Source organism: Bradyrhizobium sp. CAR08, from assembly GCF_052871955.1.
Window position 1 is genome coordinate 126,532 of sequence record NZ_JBIXJX010000011.1, and the last position, 16,417, is coordinate 142,948.

At 63.2% G+C, this 16,417-nt stretch carries 18 protein-coding genes and 1 pseudogene; 11 read left to right on the forward strand and 8 right to left on the reverse strand.

Annotated features, from left to right (window positions below; genetic code table 11):
* Positions 1–9: 9 nt before the first annotated feature.
* The 5 genes from ACIPUD_RS23375 to ACIPUD_RS23395 all read right to left on the reverse strand — a co-directional run bounded on the left by ACIPUD_RS23375 (position 10) and on the right by ACIPUD_RS23395 (position 3,447).
* A complete protein-coding gene (locus ACIPUD_RS23375; RefSeq protein ID WP_026232792.1) occupies positions 10–1,485 on the reverse strand; it encodes a type II and III secretion system protein family protein in 1,476 nt (491 codons plus the stop codon).
* Between the two features lie 11 nt (positions 1,486–1,496).
* On the reverse strand, positions 1,497–2,294 hold the full coding sequence (gene cpaB, locus ACIPUD_RS23380; RefSeq protein WP_018454680.1) for a Flp pilus assembly protein CpaB: 798 nt from the start codon (positions 2,292–2,294) through the stop codon (positions 1,497–1,499).
* Positions 2,295–2,421: 127 nt separating this feature from the next.
* A complete protein-coding gene (locus tag ACIPUD_RS23385; RefSeq protein ID WP_018454679.1) occupies positions 2,422–2,946 on the reverse strand; it encodes an A24 family peptidase in 525 nt (174 codons plus the stop codon).
* 122 nt (positions 2,947–3,068) lie between these two features.
* Entirely contained in the window at positions 3,069–3,209 is a 141-nt protein-coding gene (locus ACIPUD_RS23390) for a hypothetical protein (RefSeq protein ID WP_162496356.1), read from the reverse strand.
* 73 nt (positions 3,210–3,282) lie between these two features.
* Positions 3,283–3,447, reverse strand: a complete 165-nt coding sequence (locus ACIPUD_RS23395) for a Flp family type IVb pilin (RefSeq protein WP_007599783.1) — start codon at positions 3,445–3,447, stop codon at positions 3,283–3,285.
* 261 nt (positions 3,448–3,708) lie between these two features.
* Between ACIPUD_RS23395 and ACIPUD_RS23400 the strand changes: the two genes are divergently transcribed.
* The 4 genes and pseudogenes from ACIPUD_RS23400 (at position 3,709) to ACIPUD_RS23415 (ending at position 6,661) form a co-directional block, all read left to right on the forward strand.
* Positions 3,709–4,536 carry a sterol desaturase family protein gene (locus ACIPUD_RS23400; protein ID WP_085351734.1) on the forward strand — a complete coding sequence of 276 codons (828 nt, stop codon included), beginning with the start codon at positions 3,709–3,711 and terminating at the stop codon, positions 4,534–4,536.
* Positions 4,537–4,688: 152 nt separating this feature from the next.
* A complete protein-coding gene (locus ACIPUD_RS23405; RefSeq protein ID WP_018454676.1) occupies positions 4,689–5,183 on the forward strand; it encodes a pilus assembly protein N-terminal domain-containing protein in 495 nt (164 codons plus the stop codon).
* A 270-nt stretch (positions 5,184–5,453) separates the two neighbouring features.
* Positions 5,454–6,017: pseudogene (locus ACIPUD_RS23410) on the forward strand (TadE/TadG family type IV pilus assembly protein).
* A 23-nt stretch (positions 6,018–6,040) separates the two neighbouring features.
* Entirely contained in the window at positions 6,041–6,661 is a 621-nt protein-coding gene (locus ACIPUD_RS23415; RefSeq protein ID WP_446481627.1) for a TadE/TadG family type IV pilus assembly protein, read from the forward strand.
* 101 nt (positions 6,662–6,762) lie between these two features.
* On the opposite strand, the gene ACIPUD_RS23420 is transcribed toward ACIPUD_RS23415, so the two are convergent.
* The 3 genes from ACIPUD_RS23420 to ACIPUD_RS23430 form a co-directional block, all read right to left on the reverse strand.
* Complete coding sequence (locus tag ACIPUD_RS23420; protein WP_007599788.1) at positions 6,763–6,975, reverse strand: cold-shock protein; 213 nt, start codon at positions 6,973–6,975, stop codon at positions 6,763–6,765.
* A gap of 269 nt (positions 6,976–7,244) precedes the next feature.
* Positions 7,245–7,532, reverse strand: coding sequence for a translation initiation factor IF-1 (gene infA / locus ACIPUD_RS23425; protein WP_007599789.1), 288 nt, complete (start codon positions 7,530–7,532; stop codon positions 7,245–7,247).
* Between the two features lie 23 nt (positions 7,533–7,555).
* Positions 7,556–9,097 (reverse strand): DEAD/DEAH box helicase, encoded by a 1,542-nt coding sequence (locus ACIPUD_RS23430; protein WP_051112971.1) that lies wholly within the window; start codon positions 9,095–9,097, stop codon positions 7,556–7,558.
* Positions 9,098–9,576: 479 nt separating this feature from the next.
* Here ACIPUD_RS23430 and urtA point away from each other — a divergent pair, with 479 nt between their 5' ends.
* The 7 genes from urtA to ACIPUD_RS23465 all read left to right on the forward strand — a co-directional run bounded on the left by urtA (position 9,577) and on the right by ACIPUD_RS23465 (position 16,411).
* Positions 9,577–10,899, forward strand: a complete 1,323-nt coding sequence (urtA, locus tag ACIPUD_RS23435; RefSeq protein ID WP_026232789.1) for an urea ABC transporter substrate-binding protein — start codon at positions 9,577–9,579, stop codon at positions 10,897–10,899.
* Positions 10,900–10,983: 84 nt separating this feature from the next.
* Positions 10,984–12,591: an urea ABC transporter permease subunit UrtB gene (urtB, locus tag ACIPUD_RS23440; protein WP_018454671.1), complete on the forward strand. Its 1,608-nt coding sequence runs from the start codon at positions 10,984–10,986 to the stop codon at positions 12,589–12,591.
* The gene (gene urtC, locus ACIPUD_RS23445) at positions 12,588–13,766 is read left to right on the forward strand and encodes an urea ABC transporter permease subunit UrtC (RefSeq protein WP_026232788.1); all 1,179 of its coding nucleotides are present in this window, start codon (positions 12,588–12,590) and stop codon (positions 13,764–13,766) included. Before urtB ends, urtC begins: the two co-directional genes overlap by 4 nt.
* A complete protein-coding gene (urtD, locus tag ACIPUD_RS23450; protein ID WP_018454669.1) occupies positions 13,763–14,524 on the forward strand; it encodes an urea ABC transporter ATP-binding protein UrtD in 762 nt (253 codons plus the stop codon). The genes urtC and urtD overlap by 4 nt, the downstream gene beginning before the upstream one ends.
* A 3-nt stretch (positions 14,525–14,527) precedes the next feature.
* Positions 14,528–15,223, forward strand: a complete 696-nt coding sequence (gene urtE, locus ACIPUD_RS23455; RefSeq protein ID WP_007599806.1) for an urea ABC transporter ATP-binding subunit UrtE — start codon at positions 14,528–14,530, stop codon at positions 15,221–15,223.
* A 30-nt stretch (positions 15,224–15,253) separates the two neighbouring features.
* Complete coding sequence (locus ACIPUD_RS23460; RefSeq protein ID WP_368508799.1) at positions 15,254–16,084, forward strand: urease accessory protein UreD; 831 nt, start codon at positions 15,254–15,256, stop codon at positions 16,082–16,084.
* Between the two features lie 24 nt (positions 16,085–16,108).
* Entirely contained in the window at positions 16,109–16,411 is a 303-nt protein-coding gene (locus tag ACIPUD_RS23465) for an urease subunit gamma (RefSeq protein ID WP_018454667.1), read from the forward strand.
* Positions 16,412–16,417: the final 6 nt, after the last annotated feature.

A 16,417-nucleotide genomic window follows, 5' to 3' on the forward strand; every position in this document is an offset into this window, starting at 1 on the left:
CGTTCCGCCTCAGTCGGTGATGAAGCCGTAGGTGCCGCGGTAGTTCTTGGCCGGTTCGGTCCGGCCGGGCACGCCGTAGATGCGGTTGATGTTGCCGAGCAGTTCGGCCTGCGGATCAGCCGGTGCGGAGAAGCCATCATCCGGCCGCGACAGGTCCTTTTGCGCAACTGCGCGAACGATGTAGGGCGTCACGATCACGACCAGCTCGGTCGCGTTGTTGACGAAGTCGCGGCTACGGAACAGCGTGCCGAGGACCGGGAGCTGCATCAGACCTGGCAGTCCGCTGACCGCTTGCTTGGTCTGCTGCTGGATCAGGCCAGCCATCGCCATCGCGCCGCCTGAGGGAATTTCCAGCGAGGTTTCTGCGCGGCGGGTCTTGATCGAGGGCACCGTGAGCGAGTTGACCGAGGTCGAGGTCACGGCCTGGGACAGCGTGATCGCGTTTTCGTTCGAGAGCTCGGACACCTCGGTCATTACCCGCAGGCTGATCTTGCCCTCCGTGAGAACGACGGGGGTGAAGTTGAGCGAGATGCCGAACTTCTTGAAGCTGATCTGGGTGGTACAGACGTGCGTGGTGGGGTCGCACGCATAGCCCGCAGGCACCGGAAATTCACCGCCGGCAATGAACGTTGCCGATTCACCGGAGATCGCGGTCAGGTTCGGTTCGGCCAGCGTCCGGATCACGCCCGCGGTCTCCATCGCACGCAGCGTGGCCTGCACCGACGGGGCCGCGCCGAACTTCGTGGTCAGGTTATTGCCGTCGACGAGGTTGTGGCCAAGAGCCGTGAACGGATTGGAGTTGCTGAAGCTGACGACCGAGGTGCCGTAGCTGAGGTTGGCGGTGAGGTCGATTCCGAGCTGCTTGACGATGCTGCGCTGCACTTCCGCGACCGTCACCTTGAGCATGACCTGATCGCGGCCGCGGACCACGATCGAGTTCACGACCTTCTCGGGGCCGCCGGCGAGGCGCACGGCGAGGTCGTTGGCCTGCTGGGCTTCGGCCGGATTCGCGGCCGAGCCGGTCAAGATGATGCCGTCGCCTAGCCCGTCGATCTGGATGTCTGAGTTCGGCAGGACCTGCTTCAGCGCGGCCCGCACGCCGTTGAGGTCGCGCTTGACCGCGATGTCATAGGCCGCGATCTGCTGGCCGGCGGAATCGAAGAACACGATGTTGGTCTGCCCGATCGAGGCGCCAATGATGTAGGCACGCTGCGCCGAGCGGACGACCGCGTTGGCGATCTTCGGATCGGCGACAAGCACGTCCTTGATGTCGCGCGGAAGGTCGATCACGATCGACTTGCCGATGCCGAGCGAGAGGAATCGCGCGTTCATCTGACCGTCGGCCGCAGCCTGCGCCACAGGGCGATAGTCGGCGGCGACCACAGGGGTGAGCACCGGGTTGAGCGCGAGCGCGACGGCGGCCGAAAACGACAGGGCGCGGACCACCGGGGTTCGCATCGTCGCCAAATTCGCCCTGCATTTCATGTCGACAGTCCTCATCGTGCCTTCGCCGTCGAGCTTGGGATACCGTACCGAATGATTGAAATGCCCTCGCGCTTCTGTGCGGAGTCATCGAGCGTGATCTCGCTCAGCTTGACATCGACGATGCTGCGCAGCGCCAGCGACAGCGTGCCGCTCTGGCGTGCGGAGGAGAGCGTCGCAGTCTGCGCAGGATTGAGTTCGAGAGTGACGGTCTTGCCGACCACCGCGTTCTGGCCGTCCTTCTCCTTGGGAGCCTGGTCGATGGCCAGGACGCGGATATTGGCCAGGATGATCTCGGACGTGACGACATCGGGAGCGCCGCTGCTCTGGTCCGGGTTCTTGAGACGGCGCGTCAAAAGCACGTCGACGCGGTCGTTGGGCAGGATGAAGCCGCCTGCGCCGGTTTCCGGCGAGATCTCGGTCGAGATCGCCCGCATGCCGGTGGGCAGGATTGCCGCCATGAAGCCGGAGCCTTCGGCCTTGACCAGCTTCTGGTCCCGGATCGGCTCGCCCTGGATGAAGGGAGATCGTGCGATCGAGCCGGTGACCTGGGTTACCCCCTCGGGGCGCTCGTTGCGGCGGATGAAGGTGGCGCTGGCGGTCGCGGACGGCCAGGTCTGCCATTGCACGTCTTCCGGCTTGACGGTCTGGCCGAGGCCGATGTCGTTTTTCGCGACCAGGACGTCGACGGTGGGAAGCTGCGCGACCGGAGCAGGAGGCGGTGCAGAATTGTCCGAGCCGCTCGCCAGATACGCGGCGACACCGCCGGCGCAGATGGCGACCGTCAGGACGACAATGCGTGCCCTATTCATACGCTTCACTTTCCAACAAACGCCGCGACGCTGACGCCGCCGTAATCGGCAGTTGACCAGCTATTCGTCAAAGCATGGTTAATGAGGCGTATCTAAATCGCCTTAACGCCGGGTTTACCCGATGCGTTCAGCGCAATGCGAGGTGAGCGAGGTCGATCGCCTTCACCCATTCGGTCTCCGGGTAGACCATCAGCGCGCTCAGTGCGAGCGCGATGCCGTAGGGAATGCCGCTGTCCTTGGCGTGCAGCCGCGCGAGCCAGGTCTGGCCAGCGAGCCCGTAAGGCAGCGGCCACTGCCGGAACTGGAGCAGGAGCAGCGTCAGCGCCCCGCCGAACAGCGAGGCGTAGAGCAGGAAGTTCATCAGCTGTGCGAACCCGAACCAAAGCGCGACGGAGGCCGCCACCTTGGCATCGCCGCCACCGACCCAGCCCATCGCAAAACAGGTGAAGGCCACGACTAGGACGAGCGCGCCGGCGCCGACATGGCCCAGCATCTCGTAAGGTGCCATGCCACCGGCGAGAGCGAGCGCGAAAAAGCCGGCGACCAGCGCCAGCGATACGCGGTTGGAGATCGTCATCGTGAAGAGATCGCTTGCGGCGGCAAACGCCATCAGGGCCGGGAAGAGCAGAAGGCGCGCAAGGTCGAGGATCATGGGCTGCGTCTTGAGGCCTGGGTGTGCCGCGGAGCTGGCGTCGCCGGATTCTAGCCGGCAGTGCTAAACAAACCGAAAACGGCGGCGGCGGTCTTGAGGGGTAGAACCAGCCGAAGGCGTGCTCACCAGAGGGAGGCGATGCGTGCGGCGAGCGCGACGGTCGCAAGCAGCAGGGCCAGGCAGACCCAGTAAGCCGGCGAGCCGGTCTGCGCCGCCTCGGCCGCGTTCGCCGCGACCACGGCATCGGTTCTGTACTTGCTCAACGCCACTGGAACTCGCCGTCTTAAAAACAAAGGCCCCGGAAATCCGGGGCTTTTGCAGTCGTTGATCGATCGCCTACTTCAGCGAGCTGCTGATCGAGGTGAACTTGGCGTTCAGCGTGGTGCCGAGATTGTTGACGACGGTGATGATGGCCAGCGCGATGCCGGCGGCAATCAGACCGTATTCGATGGCGGTGGCGCCGGATTCATCTTTCGCGAAACGCGCAATCAGGTTCTTCATGAACAAAACTCCATCTGGGGTGGGATCGCCTCGTTCGGCGGTGTGCTTGACGCAACGACCATGAGATCCGAGCTCTTTCGGGAGAGTTAATTCGATCGGGCAAACGCGCTTGCCGCTGGCCAGAGTGAATTTCGCCTTAAGGCAGCCAGCTGCAATTCGTTCCGGTTCCGGATGTGCAGCAAGCGCAGCACCGGCTTCACCCTCCCTTAAATTTGGGGGAGTACGCGTAGGCGGGACCAGCAATTCGCAAGAGAGGCGACAATGTCGAGCCTGCCCATGGAAATCGCCCTGATGCTTGGCGAGACCATCGCGAAGGTGATCCCCGCGACCTTCGCGCTCGCGGTGGTCTTCACCGTGCTCGAGCATGTCTGGGCCTGCAATCCCGGCGTGCCGTGGTGGCGCAAGCGGGAGATCGTCACGGACATCTGCTACTGGTTTATCGTTCCGGTGTTCGCACGTGTCATGCGGATCGGCCTTCTGATCGTCGGTGCGAGCTTCGTCTTCAACATCCATGATGCCGACGGGCTCATCGCCTTCTACGACAATGGCCACGGCCCGCTGGCGCTATTGCCGCTCTGGGTCCAGGCCATGCTGTTCCTGGTGCTGTCCGATTTCATGCTGTACTGGCTGCACCGGTTGTTCCACGGCGGTGGGTTCTGGAAGTACCACGCGATCCACCACTCCTCGGAGGAGATCAGCTGGATTTCTGCGGCACGCTTCCATCCCGTCAATCTCGTGCTCGGTACCATCGCGGTCGACGTCGTGCTGCTGATGGCCGGCATTTCGCCGAACGCCATGGTCTGGCTCGCCCCGTTCACGACCTTCCATTCGGCCTTCGTGCACGCCAACCTGAACTGGACCTTCGGGCCGTTCAAATATGTGTTGGCGACGCCGGTGTTCCACCGTTGGCACCACACCGCGCTAGCAGAGGGCGGCGACACCAATTTTGCCGGCACGTTCCCGATCTGGGACTTGCTGTTCGGCACTTTCCGCATGCCCGAGGGGCAACTGCCGCAGGATTACGGCAAGGATGAAGCCACCATGCCGAAGGAAATCGGAGGGCAGCTTGCCTATCCGTTCCGCCGCTAGGTTCTCGAGAGCCGCGAACGCCAGTCCGTTCAAACAATAGTCCGAGAGTTTGCGGAACGTTCACGAATTGAGGGCAGGTTAGCCGGGTCGGGCACCGGCTCGGCTGTTATCTGATCGCTTCTGCCGGTTTGTGACGTCCCGGGGGTAAGAGTATGCGTAAACAACTGCTGCGCCGTCATGCGCGCGTCTGTCTTCTGGTTGCGACAGCGGTGCTGGCATCGCCGGCTGCCGTCATTGCCGAGTCCGCCGATACCATCGCCGTCAATGTCGACCAGGCCAAGCTGGTGCGGCTGCCTGGCAAGGTGGCAACCATCGTGGTCGGCAATCCCCTGATCGCCGACGTCACGCTCCAGCCCGGCGGCATGATCGTCGTCACCGGAAAGGGCTATGGCGCCACCAATTTCATCGCGCTCGACCGCGGCGGCGAGATCCTGGTCGACCGCCAGGTCCAGGTCGAAGGTCCGAGCGACCGGCTCGTTACCGTCTATCGCGGGATCGAACGCGAGTCCTACAGCTGCGCGCCGCTTTGCCAGCGCCGCGTGACGCTCGGCGACAGCGACACCTACTTCAACAGCACGATGAGCCAGGCCGGTTCGTTGAGCAGCTCGGCGAGCGGCAGTGCCGGTGCGGGCGCCAAGACGAACTGACTAAGGCGAACTGAGCAAGACGAACCAAGTAAGACGAACCAAGTAAGACCAACCAGCAAGTTTGATTGGCGGATTTGGGGGCAAGGATCGTCCCCGCCCGCCGCACGCGCGCGAGTTTCTCTTTCCGTGTCCTCGTCTCCCTGGTCCGGGTCGTTCGCGGTTAACGCGCTCTTAACGGCCCGGGCCGCCGGGTGCGGATCGCCTGAAACACTTAAACAATCAGTTTCCGCTATTGAACATGGCAGATGATTGCTGCTGCTGGGGAATTTGATGCCTTCGCCTGCACCTACGAGATTCAGGCTCCTCGCCACGTTGCGCCGGTTTCGTGGCAGCCGCCGCGGCTCCGCAGCCGTCGAGTTCGCGCTCGTTGCGCCGATGTTCTTTGCGTTGCTGTTCGCCATCATCGAGTCGGCGCTGATGTTCTTGGCGAGCCAGGTGCTCGAGAGTGCCTCGCAAAATTCTGCGCGCGTGTTGCTGACCGGGCAGGCGTAAAGCGGCACGCTCACGGCCTGCGCGGTCTCCGGCGTCAGCACACCCTGCTCGCAAACGACGTTCAAGGCTTACGTCTGCAGCCAGATCCCGGATTGCAGCAAGCTCTACGTCGACGTCGTGAGTACAAACTCGTTCGGAGCGCTGAGCCTCACCAATTATGGTGATTCCTGCAGCTTCAATCCAACCGGCGTGCAGTACAGTGCCGGGGCCGCCAACCAGGTCGTCGTGGTGCGGCTGTTCTATCAGTGGCCGCTCTTCGTCACTGGCCTTGGCTTCAACATGGGCTGCAACAACAAGCGGCTGCTGATTGCGACCGCGGCCTTCAAGAACGAACCCTTCTGAGACAGATGGATCCGAGCGGACAGATGCCGGCGATTGCGAATATCTGGAGGAATGCCCGTTGCTCCGTGCGCGACTTCGTCGCCCACACGCGTGCGATCGCGGCGACCGAGTTCGCGGTCATCGTGCCGCTGATGCTGGTGATGTTCTTCGGGACCGTCGAATTTTCATCGGCCGTGGCGATCAATCGCAAAGTCACAATGATTGCACGGACTCTGTCCGATTTGACGTCGCAGTCGACATCGGTCGACGATGGCGACATGCAGGACACGTTCACGGCAAGCATATCGATGATCATGCCGTACGACGCTACGCTCGTGAACGGCACGGTCCTTCAGATCTATATCGACTCAAGCAAGGTCGCCAAGATTCAATGGAGCAAGTCCGCCACCATTGCCAACGGTGCGACGCAGGCCACGCTGACGGCTCCGCCCCCGACTCTGGTAGCTGGCACCACGGTCACCTCGATGATTCCGCCATCGCTCTTGATCGCGTCGACCTACCTTATCTTCAGTCAGGCGAGTTACGTCTACACGCCTTCTGTCAAATTCGTCCTGAAGACGGGCATCACGCTGAGCGATGTCTCCTACACGCGGCCGCGCCAGGTCACCTGCGTTCCTTACACGGGTGTAAAGTCGCCGTGCTGAAATACGAGAGCAGATCCTGGAATAAAAAAAGGCCGGGCATCGCGCCCGGCCTTTTCATTGATTGGTTCGCTCGAGCCGATCGGGGCCCGTAAGCGGTAGGCTCAGCCGGCGGAGCGGAGGTTGTCGGCTGCCGACTTGCCGGAACGGCGGTCGGCGACGATCTCGTAGGAGATCTTCTGACCTTCGCGCAGCGTGCCGAGGCCTGCACGCTCCACAGCGCTGATGTGAACGAACACGTCCTGGCCGCCATCGTCGGGCTGGATGAAGCCGAAGCCTTTGGTCGCGTTAAACCACTTCACGGTTCCCATGCTCATGGGGGTAGTCCCTTCTCAGATAACACAATGTCAGAGCCCGCTTGCGCGGACAGGTTAGATCGAATTTTTGGAAGGGTCGTCAGCGTGTCTGAACCGGCTGTACCGGTGGATGCTAATGTCGTCCGGCCGAAAATCGATTAAGTCATTTTATTGGAAACAGACACCCAAAACAATGCTGACGTGCACGATTTTTTGATCCGCCGTGATGGTCACGGCGGATCAGCATACACGTCGGAATTACAGGTCCGCGCTCGCGCGCTGGGCCCCCGCTAGCGGCGGCGGAACTGGCCGCCGCGCTGTCCGGGACGCGGAGGTCCGCCCATCCCGCTCGGACGTTCGTCCTTGTGGCGGAAAATCAGCCGGCCCTTTTCGAGGTCATAGGGCGACATCTCTACCGTCACGCGGTCGCCCGCCAGAGTCTTGATGCGGTTCTTCTTCATCTTGCCGGCGGTGTAGGCGACGATCTCGTGTCCGGCGTCGAGCTGCACGCGGTAGCGCGCGTCGGGGAGGATTTCGGTGACCAGTCCTTCGAACTGGATCAGCTCTTCCTTAGCCATGAATTTCTCCAGGTCGTGGACGGCTAGTGCGAATGGGGTTTGCGGTTCGGTTGGCCGTTCGGCCGACTCTCGCGGCGTAAAAAGGCAACGCCTTGTATCCCATCAGACGCCCCGGCGCTATGCGCGGAACGCTGTTCCGGACGGGCGTTTGGCGAAGAATGCGCCTTGCCTCCGGAGCGGCTGCGAGGAGCTGCCTTCGGGCCACTGCCGGGCCTTCCGTCGCCCTGCTTGGCGGCACTGTGGTGGCGCCCGTCCGCATGCCTTTCGTCGGCACGGCGACCGTCAGCGTGGCGTCCCTCACCATGCCTTGCGCCTTGCGGACGCTGGCCCGGGCGGCCCGGCCGACCCTGTCGTTGCTGCTGCGGGGGAGGGCCCGCATCGCGGCGGCCGGCGTCGGTGCGGCGATCCTCACGCGGCAGCGCCACTTTGATCAGCCGCTCGATGTCGCGGAGATAGGCGAGTTCCTCGCCGCCTGCGACCAGCGAGATCGCGGTGCCCTCGGCACCCGCGCGCGCGGTGCGGCCGATGCGGTGCACATAGGTCTCCGGCACGTTGGGCAGATCGAAATTGATGACGTGGGTGATGCCGTCGACATCGATGCCGCGGGCGGCGATATCGGTGGCGACCAGGGTACGGATCTCGCCGGTGCGGAACAGAGCGAGTGTCCGTTCGCGGTGGTTCTGCGACTTGTTGCCGTGGATGGCGCTGGCGGGGATGCCGGCCTTCTCGAGCGTCTTCACCACCTTGTCCGCGCCGTGTTTGGTGCGGGTGAAAACCAGCGCGCGGTTGACCTGCTCCTGCTTCAACAGCTGGGCGAGGAACGCCGGCTTGGCGGAGAAGTCGACCTGGATGATGCGCTGCTGGATGCGCTCCACGGTCGAGGAGACCGGGGTCACCGCGACGCGGGCGGGGTCGCGCAGCATGGCGTCGGCCAGCTCGGCGATGTCCTTCGGCATGGTGGCCGAGAAGAACAGCGTCTGCCGCTTGATCGGCAGCTTGGCGACGATTTTGCGGATGTCGTTGATGAAGCCCATGTCGAGCATGCGGTCCGCCTCGTCGAGCACGAGGAATTCGACGCTGCCAAGCTTCAGTCCGTTGCTCTGCACGAGGTCGAGCAAACGGCCGGGGGTGGCGACCAGCACCTCGACGCCCTGCATCAGCGAGCGGACCTGACGGCCCATCGGCACGCCGCCGATGGCGAGCGTCGAGGACAGGCGGATGTGACGGCCATAGGCGTTGAAACTGTCGAGGATCTGGCCGGACAGTTCGCGGGTCGGCGACAGCACCAGGACGCGGGTCGTCTTCGGCTGCGGCTTGATGCGATTCTCGAGCAGGCGGTGCAGGATCGGCAGCGCGAAGGACGCGGTCTTGCCGGTTCCGGTTTGGGCGATGCCGACGACGTCGCGGCCGGTCAGCGCGGTCGGAATTGTCTGGGCTTGGATGGGGGTGGGGGTGACGTAGTTCTCTTCGGTGAGAGCACGGGCGATGGGCTCGGCGAGGCCGAAATCCTGAAACGAAGTCAAAAGATGGGTTCTTTCCATGTCAAAAGCGGGCGCCCGGCGCATTCGGCGCGGCGCGCGCAAAAGGGTGTCGAGTGGGACACCTGCGTGTTTGGGGTGTCGGATGGCTTGATGGGATGGGGCAAGCCAGACGCCCGTAAGGGCTTAAGAACACGCGGCTCGCAACGGTCTCCTGATTCGCAAGAGACCTCGACCTCATATGGAACATTGAGGCGGCGCTTTCAAGGCACGCCCCACAGAAACGGCGATCGCGGTGCAGAAATAGTTATGCCGGAAATTTAGCCAGAGTGACAAATTTGCTCAGAAAATAACCTGCCTGCCGCATTCGCATACATTAGAGTTGCTCAATGTTTAGGCGGCGCGGCCTGTGCGATACTTCGTTTTCTGTCAATTTCACCAGCAAAAACAATCGGTTGAAGGGTGTCTAATCCATGGCACAGTTCTTGCGAATCCGTTAATCGCAGGCGGCCGTTGGGGCCGTTTCGCAGCGTTTTTCACGTCTGCGTCAGGGAGATGAGACACTCATGCATAGCAAATCCACTCACGATATAGCGGCGCCATTTAGCCGCCGTGGCGTTCTCGCCGCGACCGCCGGACTGATGCTTGGTCTGGCTTCCATTTCTGGTGCGAAAGCCGCGGACGACACCATCAAGGTCGGCGTGCTTCACTCCCTCTCCGGCACCATGGCCATCAGCGAAACCACGCTGAAGGACACCATCCTCTTCCTGATCGACGAGCAGAACAAGAAGGGCGGCGTCAACGGCAAGAAGCTCGAAGCCGTGGTCGTCGATCCCGCTTCGAACTGGCCGCTGTTCGCCGAGAAGGCGCGCGAGCTGATCACCAAGGACAAGGTCTCGGTCGTGTTCGGCTGCTGGACCTCGGTGTCGCGCAAGTCGGTGCTCCCGGTGTTCAAGGAGCTGAACAGCATCCTGTTCTACCCCGTGCAGTACGAGGGCGAGGAGAGCGAGCGCAACGTGTTCTACACCGGCGCCGCGCCGAACCAGCAGGCAATCCCCGCCGTCGACTATCTGATGAAGGACGAGAAGGTGAAGCGCTGGGTGCTCGCGGGCACCGACTACGTCTATCCGCGCACCACCAACAAGATCCTGGAAGCCTATCTGAAGTCCAAGGGTGTCGCCCAGGAAGACATCATGATCAACTACACGCCGTTCGGTCATTCCGACTGGCAGACGATCGTGGCCGACATCAAGAAGTTCGGCTCGGCCGGCAAGAAGACCGCTGTGGTCTCGACCATCAACGGCGACGCCAACGTTCCTTTCTACAAGGAGCTCGGCAACCAGGGCATCAAGGCGAAGGACATCCCGGTCGTCGCGTTCTCGGTGGGTGAGGAAGAACTCGCCGGCATCGACACCAAGCCGCTGCTCGGCCATCTCGCCGCCTGGAACTATTTCCAGTCGATCAAGTCGCCGGAGAACGAGAAGTTCATCAAGGCGTGGCAGACCTACACCAAGAATCCGAAGCGCGTGACCAACGATCCGATGGAAGCGCACGTGATCGGCTTCGACATGTGGATCAAGGCGGTCGAGAAGGTGAAGTCGACCGATCCGGACAAGGTGATCGATGCGCTCCCCGGCATCGAAGCCAAGAACCTGACCGGCGGCACCTCCAAGATGCTTCCGAACCATCACATCACCAAGCCGGTGTTCATTGGCGAAATCAAAGCCAACGGCCAGTTCGACGTGGTGTGGAAGACCCCGGGTCTTGTCGCGGGCGACGCCTGGTCGAAGGAGCTCGACGGCTCCAAGGACCTGGTCGGCGACTGGGTCGGCAAGAAGTGCGGTAACTTCAACACCAAAACCAACAAGTGCCTCGGTTCGGGCTCCTGATCCGGATCTGACGCTCCATTGCACGATCGGAGAAGGCGGCGATCCCGCCGCCTTCTCCACCCTTTTCTGCCGGGGTCTTTCACAGTGCCAGCCAATTTGTCCGCCCGCCTCTGTTCGCTCCTGCTCTCGTTCTTCCTGATCGCGTTCGCACTGCCGGCCTTGGCCGGCCCGTTCGAGGATGCGGTCGCCAAATTCGCCAACGACGATTATTCCGACACGGAGGAGGCGATCGGCGTGGTCGCAAGCAGCGGCAATACGCTGGCCTTTCCGATCATCAGCGCGCTCCAGGACGGCCGGCTCATGGCCGACCCTGATAGCAAGAAGGTTTACGTCAGCGGCACCGACGGCAAGTCGATCGATGCCACGACCGGTCAGGCCGTGGCCAGCGTGCCCGACAGTGCGAGCGCGGTCCGCCTCAACAACCGCCTTCGCCGCAGCGTCGATGCGGCGATCGGCAGCCTGACGCTGCAGTCACCCGACATCGGAGCGCGGCTCCAGGCCGCGCAATCCGTCTTCAAGTCGCATGAGGAGACGTCGCTCGAAGCGGTCGATGGCGCGCTCGCCAAGGAAACCAACCGATCCGTCAAGGCTGCGCTGGGCGACGCCCGCGCGGCGATCCTGTTGTTCAAGCCGGATGCCACCGAGCTCGAGAAGCTCGAAGCCGTTGCCACCATCAAGGCGCGCGGCGACCAGGAGGCGATGGCGCTGCTGACCGGCATGGGCGACCAGCCGGCCTCGGTGACCAAGGCTGCCGCGAGCGCAATCGGCTCGATCCAGAGTTCGCTCGCGGTCTGGTCGATGGTGCAGAATGCCTGGTACGGCCTCTCGCTCGGTTCGGTGCTGCTGCTTGCTGCGATCGGGCTTGCCATCACGTTCGGCGTGATGGGCGTCATCAACATGGCCCATGGCGAGATGGTGATGATCGGGGCCTACACCACCTTCGTGGTGCAGGAGGTGATCCGTACCCGCTATCCCGTCCTGTTCGACTATTCGCTGCTGATCGCCGTGCCGCTCGCCTTCCTGGTGGCCGGCGCGCTCGGCGTCGTGATCGAGCGCAGCATCATCCGCTTTCTCTATGGCCGTCCGCTGGAGACGCTGCTGGCGACCTGGGGCCTGTCGCTGGTGCTGCAGCAGGCCGTGCGCACCATGTTCGGCCCGACCAACCGCGAGGTCGGCAACCCCTCCTGGATGAGCGGCGCGTTTGAGATCGGCCAGATCACGGTCACCTATAACCGGCTCTGGATCCTTGTCTTCACGCTCGCGGTGTTCGTCATTCTGCTCGCGATGCTGCGCTACACGGCACTCGGGCTCGAGATGCGCGCGGTGACACAGAACCGGCGCATGGCGGCTTCGATGGGCATCGCCACTTCGCGGGTCGACGCGCTGACTTTTGGTCTCGGCTCGGGCATTGCGGGCATCGCCGGCGTGGCGCTGTCGCAGATCGACAATGTCAGCCCCAATCTCGGCCAGAGCTACATCATCGACAGCTTCATGGTCGTGGTGTTCGGTGGCGTCGGCAATCTCTGGGGCACGCTGGTCGGCGCCTTCACGCTCGGCATCGCCAACAAATTCCTGGAGCCGGTCGCCGGCGCCGTGCTCGGCAAGATCGCCATCCTCGTTCTCATCATCCTGTTCATTCAAAAACGGCCGCGCGGCCTGTTCGCGCTCAAGGGCCGCGCGGTGGAAGCATGACCCCTCACATGCTGACGCGATCGCTGGACCGCGGCGCGACCATCTTCCTTGCCATCGTCGTGGCCTGCGGCATCCTCATCCCGCTCTCCAACCTGCTGCTGCCCGCAGGTTCGTTCCTGCAAGTGCCGACCTATCTCGTCGCGCTCTGGGGCAAATATGTCTGCTACGCGATCCTGGCGCTCTCGATCGACCTGATCTGGGGCTATTGCGGCATCCTCTCGCTCGGTCACGGTGCCTTCTTCGCGCTCGGCGGCTACGCGATGGGCATGTACCTGATGCGGCAGATCGGCAGCCGCGGCGTCTACGGCAATCCGATCCTGCCGGACTTCATGGTGTTCCTGAACTATTCGAAGCTGCCCTGGTACTGGTACGGCTTCGACATGTTCTGGTTTGCCGCGCTGATGGTGCTGATCGTGCCGGGCCTGCTCGCCTTTTCCTTCGGCTGGCTCGCCTTCCGCTCGCGCGTCACGGGCGTGTATCTGTCAATCATCACCCAGGCGATGACCTATGCACTGCTGCTCGCCTTTTTCCGCAACGATTTCGGCTTCGGCGGCAACAACGGCATGACCGACTTCAAGGACATCTTGGGCTTCAACGTGCAGGCCGAGGGCACGCGTGCTGCGCTGTTCGCGCTGAGCTGCCTGGCGCTGATCGCCGGCTTTCTGATCTGCCGCGCCATCGTCTCGTCCAAGCTCGGCAAGGTGCTGATCGCCGTGCGCGATGCGGAATCGCGCACGCGCTTCCTCGGCTACCGGGTCGAATCCTACAAGCTGTTCGTGTTCACAGTGTCGGCCTGCATGGCCGGCGTCGCCGGCGCGCTCTATGTGCCGCAGGTCGGCATCATCAACCCGAGCGAATTCGCGCCGGGCAATTCGATCGAGGCCGTGATCTGGGTCGCGGTCGGCGGCCGCGGTACGCTGGTCGGCGCCGCGCTCGGCGCCGTCGTCGTCAACTACGCAAAGACGTTCTTCACCTCCGGCATGCTCGCGCCCTACTGGCTGTTCATGCTGGGTGCCATGTTCATCCTGGTAACGTTGCTGCTGCCTAAGGGCATCGTCGGCACTTTCAACGCCTGGTGGGACTCGTCGAAGGAAAGGCGCGACGCCGCGACCATTGCGAGCGCCGCGGCCGAAGACGGCGTCACCCAACCCAAAATGGCGGAGGAGGCGCAATGAACGTCATGGACACCCGCGCGACCTCCGCAATGCTGTATCTCGACGGTGTGCACGTCTCGTTCGACGGCTTCCACGCCATCAACAACCTCTCGCTGACGCTCGAGCCCGGCGAGATGCGCGCCATCATCGGCCCGAACGGCGCCGGCAAGACCACGATGATGGACATCATCACCGGAAAGACCAAGCCCGACGAAGGCACCGTGCTGTTCGACGGAGTCACCGATCTGACGCGACTGGACGAGACCCGCATCGCCGAGCTCGGCATCGGCCGTAAATTCCAGAAGCCGACCGTGTTCGAGAGCCAGACCGTGCAGGACAATTTGCTGCTCGCGCTCAATGTCGACCACAGCGTCAAGGGTACGCTGTTCTGGCGCGGCAGCCGGGCGGAGGCCGAGCAGATCGACAAGGTGCTGGAGACGATCCGCCTCACCGATGCCCGCAACCGTCTCGCCGGCAGCCTCAGCCACGGCCAGAAGCAGTGGCTCGAGATCGGCATGCTGCTCGCCCAGGATCCGAAACTACTGCTCGTCGACGAGCCCGTCGCCGGCATGACCGACGTCGAGACGCATCTCACCGCCGAGCTGCTCAAGGAAATCAACAAGACCCACACCGTGATGGTGGTCGAGCACGACATGACATTCGTGCGCGAGCTCGGCGTCAAGGTCACTTGCTTGCACGAGGGTACCGTGCTCGCGGAAGGCACCATCGACCAGGTCTCGTCCAACGAGCGGGTCATCGAAGTTTATCTGGGGCGCTGAGCGATGCTTGAGGTCAAGGACATCAACCTGTTCTACGGCGCGGCGCAGGCACTACGCGGCGTGTCGATTGCGGCCGAGCCCGGCAAGGTCACCTGCGTGCTCGGGCGCAACGGCGTCGGCAAGACCTCGCTCCTGCGTGCCATGGTCGGGCAGTACCCGATCTCCTCGGGCGCCATCGTGCTCGACGGCAACGATATCACGGGCCTGAAACCCTATGAGCGCGCGCGCAAGGGTATCGGCTTCGTGCCGCAGGGGCGCGAGATATTTCCGCTTCTGACGGTCGAGGAGAATCTCAAGACCGGCTTCGGGCCGCTCAGGCGCGAGGACAAGCACATTCCGGACGACGTGTACTCCCTGTTTCCGGTGCTGCAATCCATGCTCGGACGGCGTGGCGGCGATCTCTCCGGCGGCCAGCAGCAACAGCTCGCGATCGGGCGCGCGCTGGTGATGCGGCCGAAGTTGCTGCTGCTCGACGAGCCGACCGAGGGCATCCAGCCCTCGATCATCAAGGACATCGGCCGTGCCATCTCGTACCTGCGCAATCTCGGCAACATCGCCATCGTGCTGGTCGAACAATATCTCGACTTTGCCTGCGAACTCGGCGACAGTTTTGCGGTGATGGATCGCGGCGCGGTGAAGTTCACCTGCGACCGCTCCAATCTCGACGCGAGCGAAATCAGCCGCCAGATGGCGCTGTAGGCCATTCTGCCGCGACCGGCTGGGGGGCGGATGCGCAGCGACGTTCTAACGGCATCTTCGGTGTTCGACGCCAACCGTGCCCGCGGCGCGGTGCGCTTCGACGTCCACGCGCGCGACGGTGTGACACGTCGCGGGATATTGCATGAGTCCGGCTCCCTGCGCGTGCGCTTCCCTTCGCCGGAGGACGAGGGGCTCTCCGGCGTGTTCGTCAACACGGCCGGTGGTGTCGCCGGCGGCGATCGCTTCGACATCGAGATCGCTGCCGCAGATGGTTCGAAGCTGACGCTGACGACGGCGGCCGCGGAAAAGGTCTATCGCGCGCCAGGGCAGGCGGCGGAGCTCAATATAGCGCTGAAGGTTGCCGCAGGCGCACATCTCGGCTGGCTGCCGCAGGAGACGATCCTGTTCGACCGCGCGCGCGTGCGTCGTCGCTTCGACATAGACCTCGATGCGACTGCCTCGCTCCTGCTGTGCGAGATCGTGGTGTTCGGCCGTACCGCGATGGGCGAACGGATGGAGCAGGGTGAGTTCGTCGATCGCTGGCGGCTGCGTCGCGGCGGCAAGCTAGTGTTCGCCGAGACCGTCAGGCTCGACGGCAATATTGGCGCAAAGCTTGCGCGATCGGCGGTGGCCAGGGGCGGCGCTGCGATTGGCACGGCGCTGATCGTGCCCGGCGACGAGGCCCTGATCGAGCGCATCCGCGAGGCCTCGGAATCCTTCGCCAGCGAGGTCGGGATATCCGCCTGGAATGGCTTTGCAATGGCGCGGTTCTGTGCCCAAGATGCGGCGCGTCTGCGCGCAGACATGATGACCGTGCTGGCGCGCACCGGCGCGGCGCTGCCGCGGCTCTGGTTGAATTGACGAAGTGAACGGAAGAGATTTCGTATGAACCTGTCTCCTCGCGAAAAGGACAAGCTTCTGATCTCGATGGCGGCGATCGTGGCCCGCCGCCGGCTGGATCGCGGCGTCAAGCTCAACCATCCGGAGGCGATCGCGCTCATCTCCGATTTCATCCTCGAAGGCGCGCGGGATGGCCGCACCGTCGCCGAGTTGATGCAATCGGGTGCGCAGGTTCTCACCCGCGACCAGGTGATGCCGGGCATTCCCGAGATGATCCACGACATCCAGGTCGAGGCGACGTTTCCGGACGGGACCAAGCTCGTCACTGTGCACGAGCCGATCAGGTAGGAGCGA